This is a genomic window from Ruminococcus sp. AF37-20, from assembly GCF_003460465.1.
GTDB lineage: Bacteria > Bacillota > Clostridia > Oscillospirales > Ruminococcaceae > Hominimerdicola > Hominimerdicola aceti.
Genome location: NZ_QTVE01000002.1, coordinates 206,952 through 232,557 on the forward strand (window position 1 = coordinate 206,952; position 25,606 = coordinate 232,557).

Consider the following 25,606-nt stretch of genomic DNA (forward strand, 5'->3'; position numbering starts at 1 on the left):
GCATCAGAACTGCTTACGCTGTCAGGCTGTGAAGAAGCAGGTGTTTTCTTTACAAGGTTTGCCACAGCGTCATTTATAGCCTTTGCCATAGCGTCCACGTCAGCCTGCTCTGTGATGTTCTTTGTTCTGTCGATAGCGGCAAGAGCCTTTTCGACTGCTGAGAAGTCCTCATAATCGTCCTTGTTGAGAGCCTTTGCAGCTTTTTCTGCCTTGTCAAGCTCTGTATAGTCTGCTGACTTGTAAACAAGTGCTGCAACGGCATCGTTTATGTCTTTCGCCATTTTGTCAACATCTGACTGCTGTGTAAGGTTTTTAGTTCTGTCGATAGCTTCAAGTGCCTTTTCTACGGCTGTAAAGTCCACATAGTTGTCCTTATTAAGAGCCTTTGCAGTTTCTTCTGCCTTGTCAAGCTCTGTATAATCTGCCTTTGCATACTCAAATACAGCCGAACTGTCTCTATGAACTGCGAATGGTTTTTCACATTCATCAGTATGGAATGTACCGCCCTTTATCTCGCACTTTTCGCAATCGTTAAGGAAAATTCCTATGTCACCACCGAGTGTGATATCTCCGCCGGAAATTACCGCATTCTTAGTATTGCCTGAACCAACATAGATATCTGCAAGTTTACCATTGATATCTAACTTTCCGTCCTCTATGATCAAGCCTGTCTTAGGCTCAGGAGCGCCTATGCCAACAACAAACAGACCTATTCTTCCGGCCTTAACATTGACCTCTCCGCCGTATATCTCAATAGAACCGTTAGCATACAGACCATCGTTCCAACCATCTTCAGGGTCTGCCATAGTTGTATCAATATTCACAGCCGCTTCCATTACTTTTATGGTATACAAAGTAATGGCTGCACCGCCCTGAATATCAACTGTACCTGACTCAAAGGTAATATTAGGCTGATCCATTACTGGAAGGTTGCCTGTTTCTTCAAGATTAAGCACACTGTCCTTAGTCTTTCCACTTAGTACTACACCGGTATCTTTTGCGCTTCCTTTTCTCGAAATAACTGTAGTGCCTGAGGTCATCTTGTTATCTCCTGAGAAAACTATATTAGTAACTTTTTCTCCGTCAACAATGACACAAGACTTTTTCGCCGTCGAAAAATCAACATTGTCAAGTGTAAGAGTAGAAGTTGCTGCGTCCCAGCTCCAGCCCTCGTCTTCATTTTTCTGATCGTTCTGAAATTCTGACGTTGTAAGGTCAAGAGTTGTAGTTCTCTGCTGATTTGCCGCAAAAGCATTTATTGCAGGCAAAGATGCCATACATATGACCGTTGCGAGCATTGTGCTAAAAATTCTTGTCTTTTTCATATTTTATCCTCCCGAAATATACTATTTCATATCATATTTGCATTGCGTTATAAAACCGCCCTGCTTATAATTATGATAGCAGAACAGTAATAATTTTTCAACTATTTTGACACAAACGGTCAAAAACCTGCACAAGTGGTATTCATTTAGACAAATAATGTATGAAAGTCCCACTTAATTGCTTTATATATCTATTTAATGGATATATTACTTTTTCTTCTTAGCCATGACCACAGCCGCACCGCTCAGAAGTGCAAGAGCAAATGCTCCGCCTGCAACGCCGGTCGATGGGTTTGTGTTTGAAGCGTTTGAAGCTGCCTTTGAGCTGCTGTCTGACTTGCTGTCAGTTGCCTTGCTGTCAGTTGCCTTGTTGTCAGAAGATGAGCTGTCGGAAGCAGAACTGCTCGTATCTGACGAAGCATCAGAACTGCTTACGCTGTCAGGCTGTGAAGAAGCAGGTGTTTTCTTTACAAGGTTTGCCACAGCGTCATTTATAGCCTTTGCCATAGCGTCCACATCAGCCTGCTCTGTGATGTTCTTTGTTCTGTCAATAGCGGCAAGAGCCTTTTCGACTTCTGAGAAGTCCTCATAATCGTCCTTGTTGAGAGCCTTTGCGGCTTTCTCTGCCTTGTCAAGCTCTGTATAGTCTGCTGACTTGTATGCAAGGTCAAAAGCCTGTGTATGTGTTGCGATATCTGCTGAAATAGTTATTTCCTTGCTGAGAAGCTCGCAATCGTCAGCAGTTACCTCTACTGTGTAAGTACCTGCTGTAAGCATTGCAGTGTTGCCTGTTATCTCTTTTCCGTCTACCTTTATTACAACATTTTTCAGGTCAGCAGGTGTTACTTCAAAATCAACTGCATATTCCTTAGTTGGCAGTACAGGCGTTTTTCCCTCAACATACTGATACTTTGCACCGTCGGCTGTCAGCTCGTCATAAAATTCCTTTGTTGTCATATAGTCATATGCTTTAGCCTTGCCTGCTTCTTTATTTGAACCGCAAGCTTCAACATTTTCTGTTTCTGTGAAATAGTTGTTTTTAAAGTCAGTTGTAGACGAGGAATCCTTCCCCACTATTCCGCCGAAACGTGTATATGGCTTTTTGGCTGAGTACTGTGAAAGGTCAATTTCTCCTGCAAAATAGCAATCACTTACAGAACCGCCGGCTACTGAACCAACGATACCGCCTACATCTGTGGTTCCGTTGCCAACCGGCGTGAGTTTTCCTGTAACATAGCTGTTTATAACCTTGGAATCGCCATACAAACGTCCTACGATACCGCCGGCGTTTGGTGCAGCATATACCATATCGCCTGTGCTTGAACAATAGCGGACTTCCGTTCCAATCTGCGCATATCCAACTATACCGCCGACATAAACACTTCCGTTGTCGCCTGAGATAGTTATGTCTGCTGTGTTCTCACAATATTCAAAAGTTGTGCCGTATGCCTGACCTACCATGCCTATGAAGCCATAAACATATTTGCCGTTATTGTTGAACGATACGTTTGACACACAATCAGAAATAGTACAATCACCTGCAAATCCTGCAATAGTGCCATAAACAGTATATTCGTTATCAGTATTTGTCACATCCAGATTTCCCTCTATAGTCAGACCTGATACCTCTGCTTCCTCGATATCGCCAAAGAAACCGACCAACAAATCTTTACCATAAATAGACGTAAAATCAATGTTTGAAATAGTATGACCGTTTCCGTAGAATTTGCCGCTGAAACAATGTTCAATATAGCCGTTTTCATCGAAAACGTTTCCGATAGGCGTCCATACAACACCTGTCAAGTCAAGGTCATTTTCAAGAACAACAACTGCGTCTTTATTCTTGTCATAATCTCCGTTGTTTACCGCTTTTGAAAACGCCAACAGGTCGTCAACAGTTTTTATCACCGTCTTATTGTCGTCTGCAAATGCCGTTGTCGGCACAAACAAAAGACAGCCCGTCACCAAAAGACTTAAAATTTTCTTTTTCATTCTAATTCCTCCATAATATTTTTCGTTGTTGATATTTCTTTTTTACTAAGAACATAACTTTACACGATTATTTTAACACAGGCTACACACTTTGTCAATAAAATTAGCACAAACGGTCAAAAATCTGCACAAGCGGTAACAAAATAAATGAATAATACTTGAATTTTGCTTTGATGTGTGTTATTATATATTAAGAAATCATGTATAAGAAAGGATTTTTACAGTATGAGAGTGGCATTGGTAGACGATAATAAAAACGACCTTGCACTTCTTCATGAATATATTTCCGAACAAACCGCTCACAGCTGTCAGATAGATACGTTTTCAAGCGGAGAAAGCTTTTTGTCATGTTGGCAGATGGGAGCTTATGATCTGGTGGTGCTTGATATATTCATGGGGAAAATGACAGGGATAGAGGTCGCAGAAAAGCTTCGTGAAAAAGACAAAAACGTGCATATCGCATTCGGCACTTCAAGCAACGAGTTTGCAAGCGAAAGCTACGACCTCAACGCTTGCTACTATCTTTGCAAGCCCTTTCAGGCTGACAAAATAAAAGCCATGCTTGACCGGATCGGTTCTGATGAAATTGATCGTATGCGTTCCGTTAAGCTTCCCGACGGTCAGAACGTGATACTCAGAAATGTTATCTACATAGACTGTGCGTCACATATCGTGACAATCCATTGCACAGACGGCGAAAGCATAGTTTCAAGAAATTCTTTTGCTGAGATCGAGAGCATTTTTTGCAGTCATTCATACTTTTACACCTCCACCAAAGGCGTCATCGTGAATTTTTATGAGATAGCCCAGCAAAAAAGTGACCTTTTCATAATGAGCGACGGCACACATATCCCCATAAGTCGCCGAAAATCCAGAGAAACATTAGACGCCTTCGCTCAGTTTCGCTTCAGTGATCTGCGAAAAGGCGGTGAGCAGTAATGCCTCCTTTATACCGCCTTGTGGAAGTGGGCATATATTCCCTTCTGAATTTTCTGCCATTTATGGTGCTTGCCCTTTATCCCTTCCGGCATAGGCTTCGCTTTTCCAAAACAGCTACTGCGGGACTTGTTGTGGCTCTTTCATTGGTGCAGATCTTCTTAGGCTGGCAGGCGGCATTTTTCAGCACAAATGCAGGTCTGTTAAGTGCAGTCAGCACCCTGCTCTATGCGGCTTTTTACTTTTTCGCTGTGAAGGTCAAGGTCGGCAAAACAGGCTTCACACTGCTTCTGCTTTCAAATAACGCAAGCTTTATCGTCATTACCTCAAAATGTCTGGAGGGCATTCTGTTCCCGTCACTTGCCTATGAATCATACCGCTGGTCGTTTTCCCTTTGTATGCTTATGACAGAAGCCGTGGTATGGGGGCCTCTTTTTATCTACATGAAGAAGGTCTACACACCTGCGGTGGAAAGAGAGCCGTCAGGTCTGGAGTGGCGCTATCTTTGGCTTATCCCATTTACGTTCTATATAATATGGTACTATACTCTCTACGGCAACTCTGCGAAAACCAGCCTAGAGCTTGCTCTGGAGCCAAAGAACACCATAGCTCTTTTCTTTATAAACGCAGGGGCGTTTCTGGTGTATTACATCGTGGCACGGCTGGTCATCGAACAGCAGAAAAATCTGCGGCTTCAGGAAAATAACCACCTGCTTGAAATGCAGAACCTGCAATATGACTATTTGCAGGATAAGATAAAAGAAACAAGACGCTATAAGCATGATGTCAGACATCATATCGCTCTTATGCAGGAGCTGCTGAAAAAGGGCGAATGCGATAAGCTTTCGGAATATCTCAACGCTTTCAGGGATTCTATGCCCGATATATCAGAACGCATTTACTGCAAAAACACATCTGTAAGCGCACTTCTTGCATATTTTGCTCAAATAGCGGAAAGCAGCGGCATTGAATACAAGGTGAGCGCTGACATCCCGGAGGATATAAAAATAGACATAACCGACCTCTCTGTGCTTTTCGGAAATCTTATCGAAAACGCCATTCACGGCTGCGTGTCTGACAGTGCAAAGAATAAAAAAATAATAATCAGAGCAAAGGCTGACAGCTATTCCCTTTGCCTTGCGGTGGACAACACCTTCACCGGAACTATCCTCACCGACCCAGAAGGCGGTTTCCTTTCCTCAAAACGCAAAGGCAAAGGGATCGGCACAGAGTCTGTCAAGAACATTGCCGCCAAATACAATGGCGTAGCTAAATTTGAATACGGTGACGGAATGTTTTACGCTTCCGTAATGCTGAACATATGAAAAAGGCGGAAAGCTCCCAAAGAGCCTCCGCTTTTTCTGTTTTATCGTCCTCCAAGCTTTACATTTTCAAATGTTGCCACCACAAATAATTCACATATCATTTATAAAATGTTTCTTGTATCTTTTGTGCAAAGTGCTATAATCTAGTTGAAAATACGGAGAGAATTCCGTATAAAGTTAATAAATCAAACAAATCGGAGGTAATTCATTATGATGGGAAGACTCAGGGCAATGCGTGAGCCGCTCAAATATGTTCAGGGCAGAGATGCTACACTTAAGTTTCATGAAGAAATGGGCTATATGGGCAAAAGGTGGCTGTTTGTATGTTCAAACAGTGGCTACAAAGCCTGTCATGACAAGATAGAAAAAAGCTTTGGCGAGCTTGACGATTACAGACGCTATGAAGTATTTGGCGGTATATCAAGCAAGGGCGAGATAGCCAAAATGGAAGAGATAGTAAAGGCTGACAACATCGACACAGTAGTTGCAGTTGGCGGCGGAAGCGCAGTTGATACTGCAAAAGCTACAGCATACTACACAGGCAAGCACATTGTTATCGTGCCTACAGTTGCGGCAACAGATGCGCCATGTACAGGTCTGTCAGTAATATACAATGATGACCACAGCTTTGACAAATATCTTTTCTACCCTACCAATCCAGACGCAGTAATGGTAGACACAACAGTTATCGCAAACGCACCTGTAAAGTTCCTTATTGCAGGCATGGGCGATGCACTTGGTACATATTTTGAGGGCAGAGCTTCCATAAGAACAGAGTCTGCAAGCCTTGAAGGCACAGGCATCACAAGAGCAGGACAGGCACTTGCAAGACTTTGCTATGACACGCTGAAAACATACGGCAAGCAGGCAGTTGAGGCTTGCAAGGTACACGCAGTTACACCTGCCCTTGAAGCTATCTGCGAGGCTAACGTATATCTTTCAGGTGTTGGAGCAGACAACGTAAACTGTGCGGCTGCACACTCGTTCTACAATGGCGTAACATCATTGGGAATCAAGCACGCAGACCACGGCTGTTGTGTAGCCCTTGGTACACTGGTTCAGCTTGTACTTGAGGGTGCGCCAAAGGAAGAGTTTGAAGAGGTACAGAACTTCTGCCTTGAAGTGGGACTTCCTGTCACACTCGAGGAGATAGGTGTAACTACACCTGAGCAGGTAGAAACTATCGCAAAGAACGCTTGTATCCCGGGCGAAACTATCCACAATCTTGCAGGCGACGTACAGCCTATCGAGCTTTATGACGCTATCATGCAGGCAGACGCAATGGGCAAGATAGCGCTGGGAAAATAAAGAATAGTGTATATTTAAAATAATATTGCCACCCACGGCTGATTTGGCTGTGGGTGGTTTTTTGTGCGAAAAATGTCCCTATGCAGTTTGTTGTTCTGCATAGGAGCAAAATATTAAAAGGAGTCTGAAAGCTAATTTATTGTATCGAAGCTATGTAATAAGCCAAGTCACTCTTAGGGTTGATATCGCTAAACTTTTTTTGTAGGGCTATCGTATGTTATTTTTACTATCGGTGTCATTTTTGCGTCCTCCACATCTAAAGCTATTTTCTTTGTGTGTCATAAAAGTGATTTTCATGAGCTGCATTTTGTGGGTGTCCAAAATTCTCATATCCCATCATTTTACCTTGCTTTCAGTATAGCATAATTGCCAGACAAAGGTATGTCCGTTTAAAATTAGTTTACTTTTACATTATAACCCTTTCTAGCGGTATATGCCAAGAAACAATACCAATATAAGCGTGATGACGACATCAAAAATCCTGCCCTGACGCAGAAAATAGTTGAGAGCGTATCGAAACTTTCAGAAAAAGACCAGCGATTGGTGCTTGAAGTTTCTGAAAGACTAGGAAAAGAATAATTTTTGAGGCCTCGAACTGCAATATCAAAGTAAAAATAAAACAGCGTACCGCAACCCAGCGATACGCTTTTTAAAATCCAATTATTTCTTAGTGGTCACATTTTTCACACTCGACCAAGCGCCGTAATACTTAGTACCCTTTACAGTTGTGTATGAACGAACACGAACGTAATATTTCTTTTTGCCCGAAAGCTTTGAAATAGTGGTCTTGTCGGTCTTGTTGTTTGTTATGGTAACTTTCTTTGCACTTGTGAACTTTGAGTTGGTAGCGTACTGTATCTCGTATCCAGTAGCCGAGCCTTTCTGCGCCCAATCCACAAAGAATGCCTTGCTCTTAGCCGTGAGCTTCTGTATCTGCTGCTTGGCAGGGTTTATCTTGAACGTCTTTGCGATAGTGCCTGTGTAAGAGCCTTTTCCTGTGATTTTTACAGTGGCAGTGCCTATTTTCTTGTTGTTTGAGTACGAAACTGTGTAGTCAGTACCATTTTTTAGCGTTTTGCCATTATATTTAACAGTAATGTTCTGAGTGATGTTCTTGCCAGTGAAAGCCTTTGTGGAAATGCCCGAAATGGTGGCTTTCTTAAAGTTGTTTTTGATACTGTAGGTCTTAGAAACTGAGCCTGTGTAATTGCCCTTGCCTGTGATTTTTACAGTAGCTGTTCCTACCTTGGTGTTGTTTGAATAGGAAACTGTGTAATCTGTACCATTCTTCAAAGTTTTGCCGTTTATCTTGACCGTTACACCAGGCTTCTTTGCCTTGCCGTCATATGCGTAGGTCGAAGTGGAAAGTGTCACGCTTGCCTTTGAGATGCTAATTCTTGAAAGTGCAGGGATTTCAGCCGTTTCAAGAACTTTCTTGCAGACTGTACATTCCTTGTGCTTTGAGCCTTTAACTCCGATAGAAGCCGCCTTGTCAGTTATCCAACCGCTTGACTTGTGACCTGTGGCATTTATCACTGTCTGAGCCTTGATAACAGTATTGCAAACTGAGCAATGTGAGCCGTCTGTTTTGCCTGCGGTGGTGCAGGTAGCAGAGTAGCCCTTGTCGGTAACTGCGGTGTGACCCTTTGCAGGAAGCTTTTCTGTAACTGTCGCATTGCACTTTGTGCAAGTCTTTATAGCAGAACCCTCTGATGTGCAGGTCGGTTGTTTTGTTACAACAGAATTTCCGTAGCTGTGACCTGTTGCCTTAGTTGTGTTGTCCTTGTATGAAGTACCGCAAACAGAACACTTGTGGAGTGTGTAGCCGTCAGCAGTGCAAGTAGGTGCAACAACTGTGGTTGTGTAGCTGTGGGAAAGCTTTGCAATTGTTTCTGTTACTGTTGCTCCGCACTGCGTACAAGTTTTTGTTTTTGTACCCTCTGATGTGCAGGTCGGCTGTTTTGTGATAACAGCACTGCCATATGTGTGGCTCGTGCATCCGCAGGTGAATTTGTATGTCTTTGCTACAGACGGATTGTATGTAGGATAAATTTTTACAGTGAGTGAACCGCCGTTTTTGAATGTGATGCGTCTGATGTCGTTAGAATAGTTTTCAAGCTTATTTACACTTACCATACTGCGATCAGAAAATTCAACTGTGTAATCTGTATCGTCATAAAGCCAGAAATCAATGCTGTCGCCCACGCTGAACTGAGTTTTGCTCAATACGCTTGAAAAGGTCGTATTCGAAAGGTCTGTGCGCCAATAAACAGTGGTAGAGGTCGGAACTGTGAATTTATTCACATAACCGCAAGACTTGCAGGTCTGTGTTACAGTGCCGTCAGTTTTTGATGCGTACTTTGTTTCGTAGTCATGACCTGTCTTGACATCAACCGTCTTTATATCGTCAAGATTTGATAGGTTCAGGGAGTTGAAGGTCACGTTATTTTTATCGTAAACATACCAAACTGCTCTGCCGTTTTTGATAACAGGCTGGCAATCTGAAAGGCTTCCCTCAAAGGTGTGTATACTGCCGTTTACTGTGCCGTCAGCGTTTAGCTTCACACAGCTTACCTTTGTATCTCTGGCCCACAGTAGCAAAAAGCTGTTATTATTTATCTTCACAAGCTGTGGAGCAGAAGCTGAGTCTGTACCCTCTGCATAAGAAGTTATCTTATTGAGCTTGTTTGTGGAAAGGTCCTTTGAAACAGCGGAAACATAGACGTTTCGTGTTTTTGACGTATTGATATAGTCAAGGTCAACTGTACTCTGTGCCACTATATAGCTTGATGATGACACATCAAAGCCGCCTATAGCCGCACCTGTATAGTTATAGTGACCGGAGGTATATTCAGGGTATGTTACAACGTCGATATTGCCGCCCTTTTCATAATAGCTTGGGAAGAATTTGCCTGTGGTAAAATCAGAATTATACTTCACCAGAACAGCAGAACGTGGATGAGCGTCACCATGGTCGAGGGCGACTATATGGTTGCCGTCGGTTTTTATAAACTGATTGAAGGAGTGGCTCACATAGCCATAATCAACGTTCATGATGCCGGTATATGAATCAGTGATAGTCATTGAAGGCATATCCACTTCAATGGTAACATTAGACTGATGATTATTGCCGTCGCTTGATTTATACATTTCGTGGCAGGTTCTCACAAGCAGGTGGTCACCGCTATGGGTCATTCTTGCCGAGCCTGCATCGAATGGAACTGTAGTGTTAGCTCCATACAGACCGCAGGACTTTATTTTGTTCCAATTCTTATCATACTTCGTTATACGGAAAACCTCGAGGGAGTCGTTTTGTTTCGGATTTTCCTGACCGCTAAGGACATAATAATTATTGCCGGAGTCATAGAAAGCACCAAAGATCGGCAGTTCATTGTCTATTAGCTTAGTGCTGAGCGGTTCAAAATCAGAGCTGTAATATTCCACAAGGAGCTTGCCCTCGATAGCGCCTGACTGGACACGCATATAATTGCCGTTGTCGCACACTGTCAGGTAAGATTTCACTGTGTCAGACCATTGCACATAGTCCTGAGCATTCACATTAGAGCCTGAATACGCAACACATTGCGCCACGGCAAAGGCACTGAACGATCCAGCAGACACAGCAGTAGAAACAGCCATTGCGCCAGACAGGACAATGCTCAACATTCTTTTCTTCATATTCATCAATTTCATCACCTCATACAAAAACTTTTAAACGAGAACACCTTTATATATATAATATCACAACGCAAAGCGTATGTCAATGAAAATAAGTTACAATGAGAATGATTTCAATAAATTCGTCATACACCAAAGGTCAACGCAGTAAAAAAGAGCCAAGAGGATACAAAACAGAAAAAAACGCCTTGACAAGGTTTGATGGGTGTGATATAATATTACAGTGGTATTTCGAGGTGTGGCTCAGTTTGGTAGAGCGCTGCGTTCGGGACGCAGAGGCCGTGGGTTCAAGTCCCGTCACCTCGACCAGTCACTCGCCATGACGGGCATTGTCCGTCATGGCTTTTTTATTATCAGAACTCAACGCCACAGGGGGAGTTTTTGTATTACCTAAACAAGTAGGGTTATGCTTTGAGGAACCGAAAAGCGTAACCCTTTTTATTTTGGTCGAAACGCAGACTTGAACCCACTGGTCAACGTTCTGTCGCCTCGACCAGTCACTCGCCGTGACGGGCATCGTCCGTCATGGCTTTTTTATTATCAGAACTTAACGCCGCAGGGGAAGTTTTTGTATGCTCCACATAGCAAACGTGCCTTATGACTAGCATTAAGGCACTTTATCGATTCAATCTTTCCCCAACCTCTCCGAAATCTCCAGCACAAGCTTCTGATCCTTCTCAGAAAGCCTCGATACGCTGTCCACGATCTTCTGCGTTAGTGCTGGATTTTTGCTGCCATCATCGAAAAACTGCTGATGATAAAGATATAGAGCAGATAAAACGAACCATGCTTGAACGTGTCGAAAGTATCGAGCCTAGAATAAGAGATTATGCAGAAGAATGGCATATCAACATATTCAGACAAAAAGATCTCCGTTGGAGATATAAGAAAAGCTCAGCTTATCACTACATATGGTGTTGGCGCTATATTTGACTTTAAGAATGATACTGTTATTATCGCTTCTACAGACGATTGGGACTATTCCCCTAATGGCGCTGATGAGGTAGAAAATCGAAAAATATTCAATTTTTTAAGGAGCTTCATCAGCTTTTTGACTTCTTCTTTTGTGATATGAGTTGTTACATCTTTAGATATCACGCCGTCTTTATCCAACAGCTTTATGCTGCTAAGCGTTTGTAGATATCCGCACCACATTGCATACAGCGCTCTGATTTTCACTTGTTCTACTTCTTCTTTCCAAAAAACAAATCAAACAGAATATCCACCACGTCTTTTACAAGAATGAATATCACCGCCGCCACCTGTCCCCCAAGAGAGCGGCGGTATCTACACTACGCTACTTTTCAGTAAGATATTCATTTCTGTCAAACAACTGCTCAATTGAAAGATTTTTAAACCTCGGAATGTTGTATCCAAACGGCGAGTTGAGAGCCTTTACAAAGTCTTTCGTATAGCCGTGATTTTTTAAAAGATTGTCCTCATACTTTATTTTATCTTCTTGCTTTGTGTCATCTTCCCTTTTCGTGATACAGCGCTGCATAACATAATGATAAATGGAGAAGTAAGAATCCACTGTACGAATATCTCCTATGTATTCTTTCAGTTCACGAACTACAGTAAGATGAGCAATACAGTTGCGGTATTTTCTTGTCATGCTGCTGTCTGCATTATTGATATCAACTTCAACGCACTTGCGCAGCCGCTTGTTCTTTTTCAAGAACAAATTCGGCGACTTATCACGATAATCACAAAGTTCACAAAGCGTCTGTGAAAGTATCCTGTAGTCATTTTTCAAGTTCTTTGAAGCCAACTCAGGAATTATCTCCTTATACAGCCCAAAATCACGTTCAAGGCAGTGTATCGCAATAACATACCTTGCATTGACATTCACAAGATTTTTCACCAGCAGATACATGACCGTAAGATAAAGCCCGATAACAGCCTTTGCCCTCTCCTTAGCCACGTTTTCTCTGCCCTTTGCCTGCTGTTTCACATTTTTGAAATCATCAAATCTGATGTTCTTTATCATTCTCGCAAGCTCACTGCGCTTTGCTTCCAAAGAACTGTTCATATCAGGAAATTCCACACAGCTCTTGTAATAACGCTCTATCTGCGTGTCAGGGATACCCCCAAGAACAAACATGACAACTTTCTCATTCTTAGCCACTTCTCTTATCTTCTGAGCGTTCGCATACTTGATAAGGTATACAAACCGAGAGGACTCGATAACATTGTTTGTTATGAAATTTCTCAGACCATGTATGCCCTTGCCTTTTTCTTTAAGTTTTAAGATCTCGCTTATCCTATCGTCCGTGATATTGTCGTCTATGCCGAGTATAGTCAGTGCGTCACGGAACATCGTAAGCTTCGCTGAAGCCGCAGGCTTTCTCATGGAAGCAATGTTCTTTACGATAAAAAGCTCGTTGGTTATCCTCTGGCTGTCATTAAACAGCTTGTAGCCCGCCGTAAGCTCACACTCAACATCAACAGCAGAGCTTTTCATTATCTTCAAAAACTCCTTGATGTTATCAAACTTGCTGATAAGCGTTGTAAGAAGATCGTTTATCTCCTTGCCGTCAAGAAAATATGTGAGCATATATATCATTTTGGAGAAATACAAAAGGTCAGACGCATTCTTCTTTTCACTGTCAAGAATTTTCTCATCAAAATCCATGTCAGCCTTGCCAAGCTCCTTGATAACGTCACCGTTCATGTGGTCGGCGATATTTTCAAAATCATTCTTGAATTTGCCCCAAAGCTTTGCCGCTTCATCAGCATATATCCCCTCTTTTTCATCATCGGTCATTGAAAAACGCAGTTTGCGCACAAGAGCTTCGCCTGCGATAACGTCATTTCTGTAGTAGTTGCAGAAAAGCAGAAAATCCATAAGCTTGTACATCTTTGAGCGCACAGAGTCATATTGCTTGTCCTTAAATCTGAAGCCGTATTCGTCCAGCATTTTCTCACGAAGCTTTTTGATAGAAAAGCCGAGATTTTTCTGAGATTTAAGCACAATGAAATCATAATAAAGGCGTATGATATCATCAGCCTCATAGCCTTTCATCATATCAATAAGCAGGCTGATATTGACCTTGTTGCCCTGGATAAAGCCCTTATTTATAGAATCAAATCTCTCATCTACAAGATAGTCAAGAGTTTCTCTGCACTCTCTGTACACTTTTTTGCTATTGTCAATAAAGCTGTAAAGGTCATACTCTAAGTGTTCTGACAAGTCATGAAAAACGCACTGCCTTATCTGACCCACAATTGCAAGCATATGATAAACACGCTTTTTGTATGCTTCCGAAACTCTATTATCTTTCGTCTTTGGCTCTTCAAGACCGAAATAGCCAAGGCGCTTAGTTTTCAGCAGGTCATTGAACGTGCTAAAGCTTTTCTTGATATTACCCTTTACCTTATCGGAAAGATTGCTTTTGTCAGGGTGAGTAAAAACTTCATAAGTATTTTTTGCAGAAAGATACCCAATAAAATCGTCATGACTTTCTGAACCCTTTACACCGAGCATATTGTTCAGCGCATAAACGATATTCGTTACATACACCGCAAGTATCTTTTCGATATCCAGAATGTTGTAAATAAGTTGGATATGTATATTATCATCAAAAGTTTTGCCGAAAAAGCGCTTTTCAAGCTCCGATTTAAGCCCCAGCATATCCCATCTTACAGGCGAGCTTTCACCGCTTCTGTGAGTAGGGTTTGAAGTATTTATCTCCACTCCGCTCTCCAAGCCATGCTTGCTTGAGAAAGCATTTACAAAAATACCAGACAACACAAATCTGATTCTTCATTCAGACCAAGGCTGGCAGTATCAACACAAGCACTATCAGAAAATGCTGAAAGAGAAAGGCATCAGTCAGAGTATGTCCCGAAAGGGGAACTGCCTTGACAATGCCTGTGCCGAGAATTTCTTCGGCTTGCTGAAAACAGAGCTTCTCTATTTGCAGGAATTTCATTCTGTCGAGCATTTTATTCAATAGCTTCATGAATACATAGAATGGTACAACAACAAACGCATCAAGCTTAAGCTTAATGATCTATCTCCTATAGATTTCAGACAGGAAGCTGCATAACAAAAGCGACCAAGATTCCTCTTAGTCGCATTGCATAATTTTTCTTTTGAATCTTTGTCTAACTTTTTGGGATCAGTTCAATCACTCCTAATAAATTTTATTGTTGAGTAAGATTATAATTTAGTGAATGTGTTAGTGTTCAAGCTGTCTTTCTTAGCATTTACAGCTATACCTAAGGTAGCCTGATTTTCATATAATTTTACTCCCAAATTTGCTGGTGGGGATTGTATTAAGTCCCTTAGAGCAAATACGTGACCTGATGGCATCTTGCCAATTCTTTTTTTTACCTTCTCCCAAAGATTCGCATAAGTCCTTTCTTCTAAGGAAATATCTTTGCAATAGGTCGGAACATCAGGATAGCCATTCGCAGAGGCTAAGTGCTGAAGTTTTGACAATTCGTTAGAGTCAACCGAAAATTGTACTCTCATAATAAGTACCTCAAATATTATATTCAGGGGTCTGTTCAACCTCCTGAGAATATTATATCACTTTAAGCTATATTTTCAAGTCTTTTTTTAAGAGTTTACACTTTTTTACAATTAGAACTTATCAAAATCCGACTGCGTAGCGACTTTATTATAATTCCAATCATCATTGCTGCTCTCTGCATACATATCATTGACCATACCAATCGTGAGCAAGTCAAGGTCACGAATTGATATGCCAAGCTGTACGCATCTAAGTAGAAAAAGGCGTTGAAATGTTCGGCAAAATACTCTATCAGCGCCCCATACTGAAAGGCAATGAAAAGCCCAAGCCCAACGCTGTCAACGAGTTCATCTCCCCGCCTATCCAAGTCAAATACTATTTCAATAAGTTCGGCAAAGACGGCGTTATCCTATCCCCAAGCGACTCGTTTGAAGAAATGAGAACGCTGTATGTCGAGGGGGCTGAGGCGTATAGCCGAGAAGTTGAGAAGTGAGAATATAAATGAAAATTATAGCAAAAACACCCCTATACAGAAATATACTCATGATATCATAAATAGTCAGGCTCATGAGAAGAGTGAATATATGAGTTTATCTTTGTAAAATAAACCGACCCCATTCGCTAGACTTTTTGACCTAGCAAATGGGGTCGTTCAAATATCAATATCATTAAGCAAAAAAATCAAAACATAAAAGCAAGCGTAATATGCGGATCACTTTACTTTTCTGCCGTAAACCTTGCCCACTCATATTCCGCTGTCAGCGGAACTGTGCCGTCAAAGGCTTTCAGCCAGCTGTCAACGCCAATGCCGTTCCACGCATTCATCATTATTTTACCAGGCGTAACAGGCAGATTTTCCGTTGCCTTGTATGCCTCTTTTCCGTCAACATACCAAGTTATGCCGTCCTCTTTCCACTCAAATGCGTAAGTGTGAAAATTCTCAGAAGCGTCAAAACCAAGATCATACATGTATTCGTGATTGCCAACGCCATTGGTGTAGTAATTGAACTGCACCTTTGTTGTGTCCTTGCCAAGGACTTCAACATCTATTTCGTCCCAAGGATTATCCTCCGACGGACCTGTGTATGTAAAGAACGATGATACAACGCCGTCATTCTTTATGGCTTTCATTGAAACCTCATAAAGTCCATAGCCATAGTTTTCCTTTGAACGATACTCGCCGCCTCTGTACGCTTCGGAATCGCCCATACTGTCAATGGTAAGCTGCATTTTTCCGTCATTGAAAGTTACGTTATCTTCGCTCCACGAACAGTTGAACGGATCGCCATTTGACCAGCCTGCTGAAATGGAAAAATCATTTGACGCACCCTTGCTGAAATCCGCCTCGACCGTGTATGGAGAATTGCTTTCTGTTTCCGCCTTGCTGCTGACATCTTGCGAAGAACTGCTGTCAGATGAAGAACCGCAGCCACCCATAGACATAACTATCATTGTGAGAATCGACATAGCCAAAACTTTTTTCATTTTTCATTACCTCCGAATAAATATCAGAATTTTATCCTCTATAAGTATTATAAATCAACAAATGTGATATTTATATCAGAAAAGTAATGCAAATATCAGATTATTAACATCAACTTATATTTTCGATCTGCTTGTGCTATGCTTGTTCCAGTTTGCACGGAAAAACTGATCTCTATACTGTTTCGGCGTAAGTCCTGTCTGTTTCTTAAAGCAGGCAATAAAATGGCTGTGAGAACTGAAAGAAAGATAATTGGCTATATCAAGCGGACTATATTCAGAATATCTCAGCATATTTTCAGCCGCCTGTATCCTTTTAGACATAATAAAATCAGAGATCTTCACGCCAACTTCCTCTCTGAAAAGCTTTGAAAGATACTGAGGCGTTATTTTCAGTTCATCAGCTATCTGGTTGACGGTCACACCCTTGTAAATATTATCGAAAATGCAGTCAAAACACATAAGGATATGCTTTGAATAAACGTTCTGTGACGCAGCCTTTTTCATTTGCTTTGTATAATAAACGATGACTTCTTTGTGTACAGCCATAACGCTTTCTTCATTGCGACACCCATCACATTTATTAATGTATATATCGCTTATGGTATATGCAGTTTCCGGGTCAAGTCCACCCTCGATGCAAAACCTGCACAGCATAGCTATGGTTATGACAAGATGATACTTGACGTTTCTAAGGTCGTCCTTGCTGAGCCTGCCCTTTCCGTTTGTATCCAGCGGCGTATACAAACGTTTGACCGTTTCAAGATCGCCCGCCCGCACCGCAGAGTAAAATTCCAGTTCCGTTTCATATGGTGAATGATGATAGTCATTTTCCTTTTGCATAAACTGCCGCTTAGACAATTCTCTGTTTATTTCCATAGCTTTCACCCCCTGCTTTTTAGATTATTATATCATATTTACAGACACAAGTAAAGCTTCATATTTATAGAAAAAAGGACGGCAAATCACCCTGCCGCCCTTTTTTCTGATAATTCGATATTATTTAGCCTCTTTCATTGAAGTCATAGCCTCGTCGATAAGATAATCTATAGCCTTTTCATTTTCCTGAACGACCTGTGACCAGCTCTTTGACTCCTGCGGATTCATTGTTCCTCTTATTGCAGTATCGCAAATAGAGTTAAGGTCGGCAGATACGCCCTGTTCAAAGTCAAATACAGGGTTCTGTGCGGAAAGATCATATATAGTATCTCTCATTTCAAGCATTTCATCAGACCAGCCGTAATCGTCCTTATACTGGTCGAGGGTTATCTGATGTGCAGCCTCGTCAAGCTCTGCATAACGGCAGCATTCAAGGAAAGCTGCCACGCCCTCAGGATTTTGAGCGTTTTTTACAATGCTAAAGCCGTGTACTCTTGAAGGGATATACTGTTTATCACTATCAGCCGAGCAAGGAACAGGAACGAACATTACCTCTCCCTTTGATACATCGCCATAGTTTACAGTTGTTGACGGAGCATTCTCAAGTGCCCAAAGTCCGATAGGATAGAAAAGCGTCAGACCTGTTGCCATTCCGCTTCCCTCTGCGTCGCCTCTGAGTTTCCAGTTATTCTCGTGTTTTGGATAAACAACATTGTTCTTCTGCAGCTCATACATCATATTCTGAGCCTTTGCTATCATAGGGTCAGAAATATTGTTTACAAGCTTGCCGTCTGTGATACCGATGAGCGGCACACCAGAAGACTGCTGCAAAGCCTTTTCATAATACCAGCCGTCAAGTGCGTATTTATCGCTTTCAGCGTCAGTAAAATCAAGACACATTTCTGTGAATGTATCCCAGTTCCACTTGCCTTCTTTGAAAAGCTCAGCAGGATCGTCATATCCGTTATCTTCCATTGTCTGCTTGTTGTATACAAAAACATACGCAGGGTCTGTTCTGATAACGCTCACATAATGCTTGTCGCCAAGCATAAACTGATCTGTCGCACCCTTTATGTCTGTCCAAAGAGGCTTTGAAAGATCGATATAATCGTCGATAGGCTCTATCATAGACTTTATAGCGCCCTTAGGGAAAACGTCCATATCATCAGCACCGATGAAATCAGGTGAATCATTTGACATTACAAGTGCCGCAAGATCGTCAAACTTAGTTTCCCAAGTGGTCTGCACCCAGTTTATCTTACCATTATACTTTGTCTTGAACAAAGCAAGATCAGCACCTATCTCCTTGTCCTCTGCCTCAGTAGGGTTGATATCCCAATGTGAAAACCACTTTATTTCGTTGCTCTTGAGATCTCTCACATCTTTCATATCATCAGCAAGTCTTTGAACTATCTGCTGCTGATCTTCCTTAAGCTTTTTGTCAACGACCTTGCTTGATGAATCACTTGAACTTCCGCAAGATGCAAATGCTGAAAGCGAGCAAACCGCAAGGGCAAACGTCAAAACTCTTTTTGCATTATTCATAGCCATACCTCCGAATATTACTTTCTTCTCTTTGCAACGATCACTGCTGTGCCTGCAAGAGCGATAACTGCAAGTGCTCCGCCAACAACAACACCTGTTTCTGCTGCCTTAGATGAAGAAACGTCTTTCTTTGATGTATCAGACTTTGAGCTTGAAGTATCAGACTTTGAATCTGCCTTTGAAGTATCTGTTTTTGACTCTCCGCCCTCGGCAGCTGCAACACCGAAATCAAGCGTCATTGAAAGTGTGCCGCCGTTGAAAGCGCCTTCCTTCTCCCAGCCTGCGACCTCAGGGCAAGCTTTCTTTGTTACCTCGCCTGTTTCCTCATTGACCTCGTCAGTTGGTCTGATATGTATTCTTATTCCACCCTCTGCGTCCTCGTCCATTGAAGTGATAGAATTAAGCGAATCAAAAACTGTTGTTGTGCCGTCCTCGGCAACGAACTTTGCGTCAGAGATCTTAACGTCCACAGGATAAATACCATCAGGCAGATTTGCCACCATAACGCCCATATCTCCAAGAGTTCCCTTTCCTGACATTGTCTTATCAGCGATAACTTTGCTTATCTTATATTCAACAGTTATCTTGCCGGCATCATCAATGCCTACCCAGTCGCCCTGATTCCAGGTCCAGTCCTGACCCATATAAAAACCCATTGCTCCGATAGAGTAATATGAGTCATTCATTTTTGAGTCCTCCTCTGACGGGTGAACAACATCGCCAAGCTTTGCTGCCGAAACAGAAACTGACATCATTGTTGCTGCGAGAACCGCTGCTGAAAGACCTGCTACAAATTTTTTGATCTTCATAACCTTTCCCTCCTATTTTTCAATAAAATTTTTCGCCAAAAGCAATTTATTTTGTTGTTTCTGTATATATTATAACTATGTAAACGTTTTGTTTATATCAAAAACGTAACATAAATATCATAAAAGTGTTTAATATCAAATTTATGAAAGATTATAAATATATGAAAACAGACCCACTTGATATTCAAGCAGGTCTGTTTATTCGGAAGTTATTATAAGAAAGTGACTATGAATTATTATGTTTATATTATATACGCTACTGTAAAATAGTTATATCAATATTCAATTATTTATATCAAATAATTATCGCAAATAGGATTTTATGAGCAAACATCAATTTATGAAACTAAGCATAAAAAAAACAAGCTCGGCAAACGTGACCGAGCTTGTCCAAAAATGGAGTTATATGAAGAAATTATCTATCAAAGATACTTTACCAGTTCATCAAGAACGCTGTCAAGATGTCCGTCAATAAAGCCATAGTCAACACCCTTGTATGACCAAGCCGCTCTTCCGATAGAACATTTCTCAAAGGCACTGCTTATATCCTTGTACCAGTTAAGAGTATTTTCAGCAGATGCAAGATTTATAACACCGTATTCGCCGCAATACATAGGAACATTTCTTTCCTCTGCGACCCTTACAGCCTCAGCAAATCTTCCCATAAAATAATCAGGCGTAAATTTCTCTGTCTTGACCTCCTCGTATGTCTGCATATATTCAAGACCAAGACGCTTTATCTCAGTTCTGTATTTTGGGACGCTGCCAGGATAATCGATCCTGAAATCTCTCGGCATCTCATCTACCCAATAGGCAGCCTGATGAGTAAAAAGAAATGGGTCATAGCAATGGAAAGTATAAACAATATGCTCGTCATAAGGCTTATCAAGGTCTTTCATTGAATCAATAGAGTTGTTCCAGTAGCTGCCCACAATAATATTTATATCAGAGCTGTATTTTCTAATAAGCTTTATGGCATTTTCAACGATAGCATTCCACTTTTTGCTGAACTTAGGATCAGTTACCTCATTGAGAAGTTCAAAAGAGACCCTGTCAGAATATTTGCTGAAACGCTTTGCAAACTCTTCCCAAAGGTCATAGAATTCCTGCTGAAGCTCAGCGTTATCAAAGAATCCGCTTTCAGCCTGAGCCTTGTCAAAGAAAAAGCCCATTGTCTTATGGAGGTCAAGAATCATATTGATACCGTTATTTCCGCACCAATCGATACACTTCTGAACATAGTCAAAGCCGCTCTCTATAAAGCCGTTTTCGTCCTGAAAGATATTATAATCCACAGGCACTCTAACGTGGTCGCAGCCCCAGCCCTTTATACGCTTGATGTCCTCCTCTGTAATAAAATTATCAAGATGCTCCTTGCTGTAATCGCATTGTGACAGCCAGCCTCCGATATCGATGCCGTGCATATAGCCATTAAATCTTCTCATATTTTTAATCGTCCTTTCTGATTCTAGTTTTATTTACAGCTATATTGTAGCACTATATGGCCGGAAATAATATCATAATTTTAATATTCGTGTAAAAATCGTAATGTTATTATGACATTTTAAATGTATTTTGATATCTATATGTCTTCTCTCCAATAGTTATATGTCCCGAGCTTCAAGTTTCGGGTCTTTTCGTGCGATCTACTACATGGTGTAGGCTATATCTCCGCACAAAAAAAACTTGTCAACGACTTCAAAACACGTTATTTGCTTTTCCTGCATAAATTCCCCACCTCTGCAAATAATATTACTGCAATTTTGAAAAAACAACGGAGGTCATAAATATGAAAGCAACAGGAATTGTCCGCAGGATCGACGATCTCGGCAGAGTTGTCATACCTAAAGAAATAAGGCGCACCATGCGTATCCGTGAGGGCGACCCATTACAGACAACGTTGAACTACGAACTGGAATGCTGTATGTGTCTGCTGAGAATTGCGGACAGGCTGTACATAAAATAAATTAAAAGCAAAAACTATAAACAGCTTGACATTTTGATAAGAATGTGTTATTTTAAATCTGTAACTTAAATTACGTTATAGATTTAAAAGGTGAGCATATGAGAGAATACCTAAAAAAAACGTTAAGACAAAACGTTAAAATAAAAGAGAATAATGACCTATACGACCGATTGCCGCTTGCTTTCAAAGGGAGATACGATCTATTTGATGTTGAAATCAACGGAATAGACTGGCTTGCAATTCAACCAAAAGGCGATGTTGGTCTTATTGCGCTCCGAAAGGACAGAGCTAAAGTTCAGAATATTTCAGGACTTAACTGTGCAATATTTCTTAAATCGACCACCCCTTATATCAAGGAAAAACTTGTCGAGGACGGCATCCCATTTGTACTGAAAGGCAAGCAGGTTTATTTGCCGTTTATAGGCTGCCTGCTGTCTAATTCAGGTGAACGTGATATTGCACCTGTTGATATTATTTCGTACTTGACGCAAAAGCTAATACTTATGGCAATCTATGAAAGGTGGAACAAGGTAACAGTATCAGAAGCTGCCACAAAGCTGGGCGTATCCAAAACGTCTGCGAGCAGGTGCTTTGATGAAATAGAATATCTGAATGTCAATATCCTTGATACAAAGGGCAAAGCAAGAGCTGTTACCGTTCCGTCTGATATAAAGCAGCTGTGGGAACAGCTTCAGCACATTCTTAGAAACCCTGTTATTAGAAGATACGAGTTTCCGAATGATATATATTTAGACAAAAAGGCAGGAATCACTGCTCTGTGCGAGTATTCATTGCTCTCTGATAATGCTTACACTACCTATGCGGTGACAAAAAAAGAGTTATCTGACACAGGGGTAAAAAAGCTGAAGCAAGTTCGAAAAGGGGAAGCTATTGGCTGTGCAGTTCTTGAAGTGGGCTATTTCATTGACTATAACCATAAGCCGATACAAGACCCACTAAGCGCATCCCTGTCATTGACCGATGAAGAATTGCAGGACGAAAGAGTAATGAAATCTATAAACGAGATGTTGGAGGAATATGTGTGGTAAAAGGATTAGATACTTTCAGAAACTATTTTGCCGACTACGAAGAACAATATGTGCTTATAGGCGGTGCAGCCTGTGATATTATATTTGAAAGCAATGACGCAACTTTCAGAGCAACAAGGGATCTGGATATGGTTTTGATAGTCGAGGCTCTTACGCCTGAGTTTGGAGAAAGATTCTGGAAATTTATTCAGAACGGGAGATACCGAAATAAGACAACAAGTGTACAAAAGCCGCAGTTTTACAGATTTGATAAACCTGAAGATGATACCTATCCTAAAATGATAGAACTGTTTTGTAGGAATAATTTTGAACTTCGTAAAATGACAGGGATCACACCAATACACATAGATGATTCTGTTTCAAGTCTGTCAGCAATTCTGCTTGATGATGAGTATTATAAAGCTTTGCTGGAAGGAAAAGTTGTAAGAAACGGCCTGTCTGTTCTTCGCCCTGAATATCTTATTCTGTTCAAGGCAAAGGCATATCTTGACTTGAAACAAATGAAAGAGAAAGGCGAAGCTGTTGATTCGAGCGATATAAAGAAGCACAAAAAGGACATTTTACGAATAACAGCTGAGCTAATGCTTGAAAGCGTATCTGAATTACCCGCAAAAGTTAAATTAGATATTGATACTTTTATTGACTTGTTGGGGCAAGACCCATTTGACAGCAATTCCTTGAAAAGCTATGGACTTAAAAATGATGATGTAGTAGAGGTATTACATAGGATCTTTGGATGATAAGCAGTGTTCTTAATTATTATGAAGTACAGCGGTTGTGTTTTTATGCTACAGCAAAAAAATTCAACTCCGTTTTGAAATTGGTGCGTTTTTATTATATTTTCTGCTTGCGTTTTTGAGATTGACGGATAGGTTGTGCATAAAGTAAAACGGAAACCGGACGGATAGTGCAGACACGCATTTTTTACCGTTTGTGAGCGAAGCTGGCTCTGCGAAAAAATCTCTGTAAATTAATCAACTGTGATAAAAACATTAGTTGGGAGTGGCATAAAATTTGCCACTCTAATTTTTTACAGTATACAATGGGTACTGTAATTTGTCAAGGTTCTTTTTGAAAATCAGCCTGATGGAGTGGAGCACAGCGCAATGGAATCAGGCTGATTTTCAGCGGCTCGCTCAGCCAAGCCTGTCGGGATACATGATTTCAAGCTCACCAAGAACTCTGCACCAGTTTCTCAGTGGCATAGTCCATTTTTTCGCTATTTTATGAGTTGCAAGATACAGAGCCTTCAACAGCGCCGTATCGCTCGGAAATACGCTTCTCTGTTTGTTCAGACGGCGGTATCCACTGTTACGGCTCCTTTCATACCCGAAAGACCATCGGCACATATCACGAGGACGTCCTTTACGCCACGATTTTTTAGCTCGTTCAGAACGCCAAGCCAGTACTTTGCACTCTCGTTTTCACCGATATGTATGGACAATACCTGCTTATGTCCTGTAAGACTGACAGCAAGAACAACATACGCTGCAAGCTTTTTATCTGTCCGTTTTCTCGTACAGAAAGATGTACAGCATCAATAAATACAATGGGATAAACCTCATCAAGCGGACGTTTCTGCCAGTCCTCTATCTGCGGAAGGAGACGGTCTGTGATATCGGATACCATACCATCGCTGACCTCAAATCCGTAAATATCTTCGATGGTATCGCTTATCTGGCGTGTTGTCATGCCCTTTGCGTACAGCGATATTATCTTCTGTTCGATACCTGAAATATCCTTTTGACGCTTTTTTACGACCTTAGGCTCGAATGTTCCGTCTCGATCCTGTGGTACTTCGATCTCGGTTTCGCCTAAATTTCCACGTATCTTCTTTGTTTTCTTTCCATTACGGTAATTGGAGTTGTCCGAGCGTTCATATGAACTGTACCCTAAGTGTTCATCCAGCTCTGCCTCAAGCATTTCCTGTATAGTGCCGCCAAGAAGATCCTTCAGAGCATCTTCTATATCCCTTGCTGACCGGATATCATACTCCTTGAGCAGCATTCCGATGATGTTCTTTTTTCCTTCACTCATTGGTTCTCTTTTTCTTCTTCCCATAAAAAATCAGCCTCCTGTGTTATTTCTATTTTACCACAGTTGACTGACTTTTTACAGACTTTTTTTTCAGAGGGTCGAAAAGCAGCGACATTGCTGCCGCTGCTTTCCACCGTTTTATCTCGCAGCTTGCATAGGGTCGCTCCTCAGCGTTGCCCTATTTGGCTGCAAATATAGTATTGATTTTATTTTGGGTGTTATACGCATTTACACAGTTGTTTTTTCAGAACCGAAATAGGACCTAATGGATACGTCACTATATTGAAAATGTCTTTTAGTATACTATTTATTAATTTTACGAGTCATAATTTTTCTGCCCAAAACATCATACGTACATACTCACATACAGCATCGTCGTATTTTTTAGTTTCAATAAGATCTACGATATAAACGATTTTACTATAGATTTCATTGTAAATCTCATCTTTTCTATCTAATTTGTTGATCTTTTCTATAATTGCAGGTGCTGTTTCATAGTAAATTTTTATTAACCCATTTCCGAAAACAGACTGTTTCATATAATGATCTCTTAAAGATCTTAATGTTGTTAGCTCGTAGCAATCATCAGGTAAGCCTTTATGTTCGCAGCAAGCTGTTGTTAAAAAACATCCTCCGGTGCTTGATATGTTTCCCTCTTCCCAATGGCTACACGAGTCATCTGCATAGTAATAAGATTTATACCAACTGCAATAGCCTTTCTTATATTCCCCCTCATAAGTATAATACTTACAGGAACCGCATTTATTCATTTCTACATAATCCATAATTATCAT

Annotated in this window: 18 protein-coding genes, 1 tRNA gene and 3 pseudogenes; 10 read left to right on the forward strand and 12 right to left on the reverse strand. The window is 41.1% G+C overall.

Annotated features, from left to right (window positions below; genetic code table 11):
* Both DW015_RS13330 and DW015_RS02155 read right to left on the reverse strand, forming a co-directional pair.
* Positions 1-1,325: hypothetical protein (locus tag DW015_RS13330; RefSeq protein ID WP_347500998.1), on the reverse strand; the 1,325-nt coding region annotated here is incomplete at its 3' end.
* Positions 1,326-1,532: 207 nt separating this feature from the next.
* A complete protein-coding gene (locus DW015_RS02155) occupies positions 1,533-3,317 on the reverse strand; it encodes a GLUG motif-containing protein (protein WP_117903853.1) in 1,785 nt (594 codons plus the stop codon).
* Between the two features lie 225 nt (positions 3,318-3,542).
* On the opposite strand from DW015_RS02155, the gene DW015_RS02160 reads away from it, so the two are divergent.
* The 3 genes from DW015_RS02160 to DW015_RS02170 all read left to right on the forward strand — a co-directional run bounded on the left by DW015_RS02160 (position 3,543) and on the right by DW015_RS02170 (position 6,886).
* On the forward strand, positions 3,543-4,256 hold the full coding sequence (locus tag DW015_RS02160) for a LytTR family DNA-binding domain-containing protein (protein WP_117903854.1): 714 nt from the start codon (positions 3,543-3,545) through the stop codon (positions 4,254-4,256).
* The gene (locus tag DW015_RS02165; protein WP_117903856.1) at positions 4,256-5,578 is read left to right on the forward strand and encodes a GHKL domain-containing protein; all 1,323 of its coding nucleotides are present in this window, start codon (positions 4,256-4,258) and stop codon (positions 5,576-5,578) included. Before DW015_RS02160 ends, DW015_RS02165 begins: the two co-directional genes overlap by 1 nt.
* Before the next feature lie 210 nt (positions 5,579-5,788).
* Positions 5,789-6,886, forward strand: coding sequence for a glycerol dehydrogenase (locus DW015_RS02170; protein ID WP_022286582.1), 1,098 nt, complete (start codon positions 5,789-5,791; stop codon positions 6,884-6,886).
* Between the two features lie 660 nt (positions 6,887-7,546).
* On the opposite strand, the gene DW015_RS02175 is transcribed toward DW015_RS02170, so the two are convergent.
* A complete protein-coding gene (locus DW015_RS02175) occupies positions 7,547-10,570 on the reverse strand; it encodes a fibronectin type III domain-containing protein (RefSeq protein ID WP_117903858.1) in 3,024 nt (1,007 codons plus the stop codon).
* A gap of 226 nt (positions 10,571-10,796) precedes the next feature.
* Between DW015_RS02175 and DW015_RS02180 the strand changes: the two genes are divergently transcribed.
* A tRNA-Pro gene (locus tag DW015_RS02180) sits at positions 10,797-10,873 on the forward strand.
* A gap of 520 nt (positions 10,874-11,393) precedes the next feature.
* Positions 11,394-11,639: a hypothetical protein gene (locus tag DW015_RS02185; RefSeq protein ID WP_117903861.1), complete on the forward strand. Its 246-nt coding sequence runs from the start codon at positions 11,394-11,396 to the stop codon at positions 11,637-11,639.
* A gap of 222 nt (positions 11,640-11,861) precedes the next feature.
* Here DW015_RS02185 and cas13d read toward each other — a convergent pair whose 3' ends face one another.
* Positions 11,862-14,318, reverse strand: a complete 2,457-nt coding sequence (cas13d, locus tag DW015_RS02190; RefSeq protein WP_278305886.1) for a type VI-D CRISPR-associated RNA-guided ribonuclease Cas13d — start codon at positions 14,316-14,318, stop codon at positions 11,862-11,864.
* Between the two features lies 1 nt (position 14,319).
* Between cas13d and DW015_RS13690 the strand changes: the two are divergent.
* Positions 14,320-14,616: pseudogene (locus DW015_RS13690) on the forward strand (IS3 family transposase); the annotation flags it as partial.
* Positions 14,617-14,729: 113 nt separating this feature from the next.
* On the opposite strand, the gene DW015_RS02205 reads toward DW015_RS13690, so the two are convergent.
* Positions 14,730-15,044 (reverse strand): hypothetical protein, encoded by a 315-nt coding sequence (locus DW015_RS02205; protein WP_147338127.1) that lies wholly within the window; start codon positions 15,042-15,044, stop codon positions 14,730-14,732.
* A 272-nt stretch (positions 15,045-15,316) separates the two neighbouring features.
* On the opposite strand from DW015_RS02205, the gene DW015_RS02210 reads away from it, so the two are divergent.
* On the forward strand, positions 15,317-15,538 hold the full coding sequence (locus DW015_RS02210) for a hypothetical protein (RefSeq protein WP_117903869.1): 222 nt from the start codon (positions 15,317-15,319) through the stop codon (positions 15,536-15,538).
* 224 nt (positions 15,539-15,762) lie between these two features.
* Here the strand turns inward: DW015_RS02210 and DW015_RS02215 are convergent, their stop codons facing one another.
* The 5 genes from DW015_RS02215 to DW015_RS02235 all read right to left on the reverse strand — a co-directional run bounded on the left by DW015_RS02215 (position 15,763) and on the right by DW015_RS02235 (position 21,205).
* A complete protein-coding gene (locus DW015_RS02215; protein ID WP_117903870.1) occupies positions 15,763-16,530 on the reverse strand; it encodes a glycoside hydrolase family 16 protein in 768 nt (255 codons plus the stop codon).
* A 114-nt stretch (positions 16,531-16,644) separates the two neighbouring features.
* On the reverse strand, positions 16,645-17,406 hold the full coding sequence (locus DW015_RS02220; protein ID WP_117903872.1) for a helix-turn-helix domain-containing protein: 762 nt from the start codon (positions 17,404-17,406) through the stop codon (positions 16,645-16,647).
* Between the two features lie 120 nt (positions 17,407-17,526).
* The gene (locus tag DW015_RS02225) at positions 17,527-18,951 is read right to left on the reverse strand and encodes an ABC transporter substrate-binding protein (RefSeq protein WP_242993197.1); all 1,425 of its coding nucleotides are present in this window, start codon (positions 18,949-18,951) and stop codon (positions 17,527-17,529) included.
* 17 nt (positions 18,952-18,968) lie between these two features.
* A complete protein-coding gene (locus DW015_RS02230) occupies positions 18,969-19,760 on the reverse strand; it encodes a hypothetical protein (protein ID WP_117903876.1) in 792 nt (263 codons plus the stop codon).
* 422 nt (positions 19,761-20,182) lie between these two features.
* A complete protein-coding gene (locus DW015_RS02235) occupies positions 20,183-21,205 on the reverse strand; it encodes a cellulase family glycosylhydrolase (protein ID WP_117903878.1) in 1,023 nt (340 codons plus the stop codon).
* Positions 21,206-21,549: 344 nt separating this feature from the next.
* Between DW015_RS02235 and DW015_RS02240 the strand changes: the two are divergent.
* The 3 genes and pseudogenes from DW015_RS02240 to DW015_RS02250 all read left to right on the forward strand — a co-directional run.
* Positions 21,550-21,678, forward strand: a pseudogene (locus DW015_RS02240) (AbrB/MazE/SpoVT family DNA-binding domain-containing protein); the annotation flags it as partial.
* A gap of 146 nt (positions 21,679-21,824) precedes the next feature.
* Positions 21,825-22,775: a helix-turn-helix domain-containing protein gene (locus tag DW015_RS02245; protein WP_117903879.1), complete on the forward strand. Its 951-nt coding sequence runs from the start codon at positions 21,825-21,827 to the stop codon at positions 22,773-22,775.
* Positions 22,769-23,515, forward strand: a complete 747-nt coding sequence (locus tag DW015_RS02250) for a hypothetical protein (RefSeq protein ID WP_041337458.1) — start codon at positions 22,769-22,771, stop codon at positions 23,513-23,515. The genes DW015_RS02245 and DW015_RS02250 overlap by 7 nt, the downstream gene beginning before the upstream one ends.
* Positions 23,516-23,911: 396 nt before the next feature.
* On the opposite strand, the pseudogene DW015_RS02255 reads toward DW015_RS02250, so the two are convergent.
* A pseudogene (locus tag DW015_RS02255) lies at positions 23,912-24,812 on the reverse strand (IS256 family transposase).
* A gap of 323 nt (positions 24,813-25,135) precedes the next feature.
* The gene (locus DW015_RS13285; protein WP_147337891.1) at positions 25,136-25,597 is read right to left on the reverse strand and encodes a CFI-box-CTERM domain-containing protein; all 462 of its coding nucleotides are present in this window, start codon (positions 25,595-25,597) and stop codon (positions 25,136-25,138) included.
* Positions 25,598-25,606: the final 9 nt, after the last annotated feature.